This is a genomic window from Sporosarcina beigongshangi (genome assembly GCF_033485195.1).
In the GTDB taxonomy this organism is placed as follows: Bacteria; Bacillota; Bacilli; order Bacillales_A; family Planococcaceae; genus Sporosarcina; species Sporosarcina beigongshangi.
This window is the reverse complement of record NZ_JAWLIR010000038.1, coordinates 1-6,432: the sequence shown is the minus strand read 5'-3', so window position 1 is coordinate 6,432 and position 6,432 is coordinate 1. Positions and strand designations below refer to the sequence as shown.

The following is a 6,432-nucleotide window of genomic DNA, read 5'->3' as shown; positions in this document are numbered from 1 at the left end:
AGCTTTTTGGGTGTGAATCAATAAATAAGATAATAAAGTTTTGCATTGTATTCGCTTTCATTTTCCAATTATGCCAACCGATGACCCAAAAACTTCTACCCCTTTTTATGATTGTAGACCATATTAGCGTAAAGGGAAAGATGAGAAGCGTCACAGTCAAAATGAAATCGACTTCAAAGAATGTACCACAGACAATAACTAGAGCTAAAAATAGCACTAGCGCACTTGCCAGGTGAGCGATTTTTTTAGCTACCTCTTTGACATTCATTTCCCTAGACTGTTCACCGCTTGGGTTTGCATACGCATACTTTCTGAAATGATAGCGACCCCACAAAGCATCAAGTATAAATGTTAGCACTGTAATTAATAACAACCAAGGGAGTATAGCTACATAAGAAACACCCGTTACAAAAATAGATAGGACGACTAGTATTTCAAGTGGACTCCATAGTAAAGCTAAGGAAAAACCTCTTAATGTCGATGTACTAATGAATGAATCTCGCACTTTTTTATTGAAATGCGCTAAATTATCTTTCAGCACGTCCTGTGCAATGGTAACCGCCGATAAATTTAAAAATGCCGCTAGCGTAAGCGTTGTCGCTGAACCACGCGTATACATTTTGCCCACATCAGATACATTCGCCTTCATTAAGCTGTTTAAGCTCCGGTCAAACCGACCACTTCTAACAACACTATTCATCCACGGTAACATCGCTAAAAGTGTGAGTAAGGATATATTAGCCGTTAAAGCACTAGGTATAGCCAAAACTGATTGTCCTGTTGTAGCATATAAGCAGCCTCCTATCACAATGAAGGAGGCACTTAGTATCCTAAATAATTTCGATGCACTCGCAAAAGAAATGACTAACATGACTAAAGCTAATAAGCCAATCACATAATTCAAACGGTCGCTAGCGATAAATATATTGGCGATGTGAAGGACAAATACGAATGTGTAAAAAATATATACATACTGAAATACCGAATGCAGTTTCATCTTTACCTCCAAAAACGCCATTCCGTTATTTACCTAATTATTCAATGGTGATAGTTATTCTTCTCCGATAATCACTCGGAGTACATTTGGATGCTTTGGAAACGTTTTAGTACCCGCTCCGTAACCAATGGATTGAACCTTCATAGCGGGTAATGTACAAAATGCTTCGGCAAGTACCGCTACAATGGCTGCTCCTGTAGGTGTTGCCAACTCCCCTTTGACTTGGCTTTCTGCAATAGGAACACCGAGTAAAATTTCTAATGTAGCAGGAGCTGGAACTGGATAAATGCCATGATCAATATGAATTTTCCCGGAACCAACTGGAACGGCAGATGATTTAATACGGTCTATTTGCAGTTGTTCAAGAAGTATAGCGGCACCTACAATATCGATAATCGAATCCACGGCTCCTACCTCATGAAAATGAACGTCTTCAAGTGCTACACCGTGAATTTTCCCTTCGGCTTGTCCTATCTTCTTGAAAATGCTGAGCGCATTTCCTTCCACTCGATTAGAATAACCTGCCGATTGAATAAGCTCAACAATTTTTTTATAAGAACGATGATCATGATTATGGTTGTGATGATGGTGGCCATGGTCGTGACTATGTTCATGACTGTGATTATGCCCGTGGCCATGGTCGTGACTATGTTCATGACTGTGATTATGCCCGTGGTCATGCCCGTGGTCATGATCGTGACTGTGTCCATGATTGTGATTATGCTCGTGGTCATGGCTATGCCCATGGTTGTGACTATGACCGTCGTCATGAGCATCACTCGTTAATAAAACATCAAACTTTGTACTTGTAATGCCGTTTTTCACGACTTTATTGAATGTTAATTCATACTCATTTTCCATATTCAGTTTTTTTAACTCCGTTTCTAAATGAACAGGATCCCCTCCTGCATCAATAAGAGCCCCAATAACCATATCTCCACTAATTCCTGAAAAGCAATCGAAATATAATGTTCTCATATGTATCATTCCTTTCTATGCTATAATAAATTAACGTCACAATTACTTTGTCCGCACAACAAAGTAATTTTTATTACACTAAATAAACCATTTTTGCATTCGTATAATTATAATTAATTCGGGGGTAAATAGATGATTACTGGCGACGGTGCTTACATAAAAAAAATCAATAGAAGTATTATTTTAAGTAAAATAGTTGAGCATGGCATGATTTCAAGAGCTGACCTATCCAAAATTACCGGATTAAACAAAGCTACTATTTCAATTCAAGTTGCCGATTTACTCAGTGAAGACTTAATTTGTGAAACAAGACTGGAGCATAATGTCGTAGGTAGAAGACCAATCATGCTTTCGATCAATAAAGATGCAGGCTATGTGTTAGGTATCGACCTAGATTATAACCATATCCAGTATATGGTTTCCGATTTAGGTGGTAATCCTGTTCAACATGACTCCATAGAGCTAGAAATTGCTAGTTATGAAGAGTTAGTTCATTTACTTATTAAGCAAATTCAAAAATATAAAAATGATTATTCAAAAAAACATTACGGATTAGTTAGTGTAATGATTGGTATTCACGGGACAGTAAATAAAGATGAGAGCATCTATTTTGTGCCTAGTCATCAATGGCAAAATAAATCCTTAAAAACTGATCTTATGAAAGAGCTAGATATGGACATATCCATTCAAAATAACGCAAACCTATCGGCTTATTCCGAACGTGTCTATAAGCACCATGAGAGTAATCATTTACTTTGCCTTCTCTTCTCTTCCGGAATTGGATCGGGAATAATGATTGATGGGAAACTGCATAAAGGATTTCACGGCTATGCCGGAGAAATGGGCCATATGATTATTTCCAAGGATGGAGAAGCATGCCGATGCGGTAACAAAGGTTGCTGGGAGCTCTACTCATCTGAGCCTAGTCTACTTGCACGTTTGGCAATGCAGTTAGGTGTTCCAAAAGTAACTCATGATGACATACAATCCCTACTGGCCAAGCAAGATCCCACTACTCTCCAACTAATGAAACAGTATATCGTCGACCTTTCAATCGGTTTAAATAATATTATCAATATCTACAATCCAGAAACATTGGTGTTGACGAGTGAACTGTTAAAAATGTATCCAAATGCAATCGAGGAAATTAAAAATAACTTGAATTCCGCAGTCAGTCAATATGGTGAATTAGTAATTTCCGATTTTGGGAATAGTTCCTGTGCCCTTGGTGCATGTGCACTAGCGATTCAGCGTTTTCTAGAGGTACCGGAGCTCATCTTAACACTGACAGAGGATACTGTTTTAGTCAAATAGGTATAAAAAAGATCTCCCTATCCATGGGAAAGAGAGATCTTTTTTTTATTTACTTTACTTCTCTTTATTTAGAACCAGTTCGTATGGAAAGTTCCTTCTTTGTCTTTACGTTGATACGTATGAGCGCCGAAGTAATCACGTTGTGCTTGAATTAGATTTGCAGGCAGATTTTCTGAACGATAGCTATCATAATAAGCAATTGCACTTGCGAAAGAAGGAACAGGAATCCCTTGTTTAACCGCAACAGATACGACTTCGCGTAATGCTGATTGGTAACCTTCTACAATTTCTTTAAAATAACTATCTAATAATAAGTTTTCTAAATCAGGTTCTTGGTCATAAGCTTCTTTAATATTTTGTAGGAACTGTGCACGGATAATACAACCCCCACGCCAGATCATTGCAATCTCTCCATAATTCAAATTCCAATGACTCTCCTCAGACTGTGCACGCATTTGAGCAAATCCTTGTGCATAAGAACAAATTTTACTCATGTACAATGCTTTACGAACTGCTTCAATAAGTTCTTCTTTATTGCCGTCATATTGGCTTACTTGAGGTCCAGACAATACTTTACTTGCACGGACACGCTCTTCTTTCATCGAAGAGATACAACGTGCAAATACAGACTCTGTAATTAATGGAAGTGGAACACCTAAATCTAAAGCATTTTTACTAGTCCACATGCCTGTCCCTTTTTGACCTGCTTTATCTAAAACGACATCAACAAGCGGTTTACCTGTCTCTTCATCGATCTTCGTAAAGATTTCTGCAGTAATGTCAATTAGGTAGCTATCTAATTCGCCTTTATTCCATTCTGAAAATACTTCATGAAGTTCTTGTGCATCCAACTCAAGGACATTATCCAAAATTGCATAGGCTTCTGCAATCAATTGCATATCTCCATACTCGATGCCATTGTGAACCATTTTCACATAATGACCCGCGCCATCAGGACCGATATACGTACTACAAGACTTTCCATCAACTCGTGCTGCAATTGAATCAAAAATAGGTGCAACTAAGTCATACGCTTCTTTTTGACCGCCTGGCATAATAGAAGGACCTTTTAGTGCACCTTCTTCCCCACCTGATACCCCTGTTCCAATAAAATGGATACCTGTTTTCTCTAGCTCTTTATTACGGCGAATCGTATCTTCGAATAGCGTATTTCCACCGTCAATTAAAATATCACCCTTTTCAAGATATGGCTGCAGTGATGCAATGGTTGCATCTGTTGCAGGTCCTGCTTGAACCATGAGCATTATTTTACGGGGTACTTCTAAAGAGTTAACAAACTCCTCAATGCTAGTAGCACCAAAAAAATTCTTGCCTTTTGCTTCATTTGCTAAAAATTCCTCTGTTTTTGAAGTTGTGCGATTGTAGACAGAAACAGAATTCCCTCTGCTCTCGATATTTAACGCTAAATTTTTTCCCATAACCGCTAGGCCAATGACACCGATTTGTTGTTTCGACATTTTTTTCTTCCTTTCTATACTCCGAATTTACAACGTTGTTATACAAGTAGAGCATTCTTAAAGTTTAAAATAACGCTTTGCATTATTATAGCAAATGTTTGTCACATACTTCTCTAATAATGCCATATCTTTCGGTACTTTACCTTCTTCTACCCACGTTCCAAGTAAATTACACAATATCCTTCTGAAGTATTCATGTCTTGGGAATGAAAGGAAACTTCTCGAATCTGTTAACATACCAATAAAGTTGCTGATCAGCCCTATATTCGCTAACGTCTTCATTTGGTTTTCCATGCCATCGATGACATCATTAAACCACCAAGCGGTTCCAAACTGAACCTTCCCTGCAATTTCAGAGCTTTGATAATTACCCGCCATAGAAGCTAACACAGCATTATCATTCGCGTTTAAGCTATACAAAACGGTTTTAGGTAATTTATCTTTGCTTTCTAACGCATTTAAAAAATTAGAAAGTTTATTGGCAATGAGAAGGTCACCTATTGAATCAAAACCAGTATCCGGACCAAGTAGATTCAACATTCTTGTGTTATTATTTCTCAACGCACTTAGATGAAGTTGCATTACCCAGCCTTTGTCAGCGTATAATTCACCAAGTGTTAGTAATGTATACGTTTTATATTGCTCAATTTCTTTTGCAGTTAGCTTCTCACCTTGTAATCGTTTCTGGAAAACGGCTGCTGCTTCCTCTTTTGTAGCCTGCTCGTAAAACATCACATCAATGCCGTGGTCAGAACTTCGACAACCATGCTCATCAAAATAATCCACTCGGCTTACGAGAGCGTCTAAAAGTACATCATACGTTTCAATCGAAGAATTTGTTGCCTGCTCCAATTTTCCTACCCATGATACAAACTCATCTTTTTCAATATTCAGCCCTTTATCAGGTCGGAATGAAGGCGATACATTTATTTCGAATCCTTCTTTATGTAACTCGATATGGCTTGCTAAATCATCTGTTGGATCATCCGTTGTTCCAACAAATTCAACCTTATCCTTTTTAAGTAGTGATCGAATCGACATTTCCTTTGTAGCAAGCTTGCTATTTGCTTCTTCCCAAATAGCAGGTGCTGATTTTTCATCTAAAACCTCATCAATACCAAAATAATGAAGGAGTTCTAAATGAGTCCAGTGATAAAGTGGATTGCCAAATGTGTTTGGCACGGTTTTAGACCACGCTAAGAACTTTTCATAACCACTTTTATCTCCTGTAATATACGCTTCATCAATGCCATTTGCACGCATCGCTCTCCATTTATAATGGTCTCCGCCTAGCCAAATTTCAGATAAGCTTGTAAAATTCTTATCCTCTAAAATCTCTTTTTGATTTAAATGGTTATGGTAATCGATAATCGGTAAATCTTTTGCAGTACCATGGAACAGGACTTTTGCTGTTTCATTGTATAATAAAAAGTCATCTGTAATAAACGTTTTCAACGTCATCATCCTTCCACTTGTATTAGTTTGTATGGCAAACAAACTGAATAGTATCTATCATATATAATAGATGTAAACGTTTTACTTTACAAGTCTTTATCGCGTTATCCGCAACAATCTTTGCATTTTTCAATCCTTTCGTCCAAGTTTTCAAATTTTTTAATAGTTCACGTCTGTTGATTAGCTATTTACTTGTATAAATCATAGGTG

5 protein-coding genes are annotated in these 6,432 nt (G+C 37.6%); 1 reads left to right on the top strand and 4 read right to left on the bottom strand.

The annotated features are described in order from the left end of the window. Together R2B77_RS14980 and R2B77_RS14975 are read right to left on the bottom strand one after the other, a co-directional pair. The coding region (locus R2B77_RS14980) for a hypothetical protein (protein ID WP_203248878.1) at positions 1-997 on the bottom strand (997 nt) is incomplete at its 3' end. A 54-nt stretch (positions 998-1,051) separates the two neighbouring features. Next, positions 1,052-1,975: a LarC family nickel insertion protein gene (locus R2B77_RS14975; RefSeq protein ID WP_203248879.1), complete on the bottom strand. Its 924-nt coding sequence runs from the start codon at positions 1,973-1,975 to the stop codon at positions 1,052-1,054. Positions 1,976-2,107: 132 nt separating this feature from the next. Between R2B77_RS14975 and R2B77_RS14970 the strand changes: the two genes are divergently transcribed. Further along, positions 2,108-3,289 (top strand): ROK family transcriptional regulator, encoded by a 1,182-nt coding sequence (locus R2B77_RS14970; RefSeq protein WP_203248880.1) that lies wholly within the window; start codon positions 2,108-2,110, stop codon positions 3,287-3,289. A gap of 68 nt (positions 3,290-3,357) precedes the next feature. Here R2B77_RS14970 and gndA read toward each other — a convergent pair whose 3' ends face one another. After that, on the bottom strand, positions 3,358-4,767 hold the full coding sequence (gene gndA, locus R2B77_RS14965; RefSeq protein WP_203248881.1) for an NADP-dependent phosphogluconate dehydrogenase: 1,410 nt from the start codon (positions 4,765-4,767) through the stop codon (positions 3,358-3,360). A gap of 57 nt (positions 4,768-4,824) precedes the next feature. Next, positions 4,825-6,222 (bottom strand): glucuronate isomerase, encoded by a 1,398-nt coding sequence (uxaC, locus tag R2B77_RS14960; protein WP_212391868.1) that lies wholly within the window; start codon positions 6,220-6,222, stop codon positions 4,825-4,827. Between the last annotated feature and the right edge of the window lie 210 nt (positions 6,223-6,432).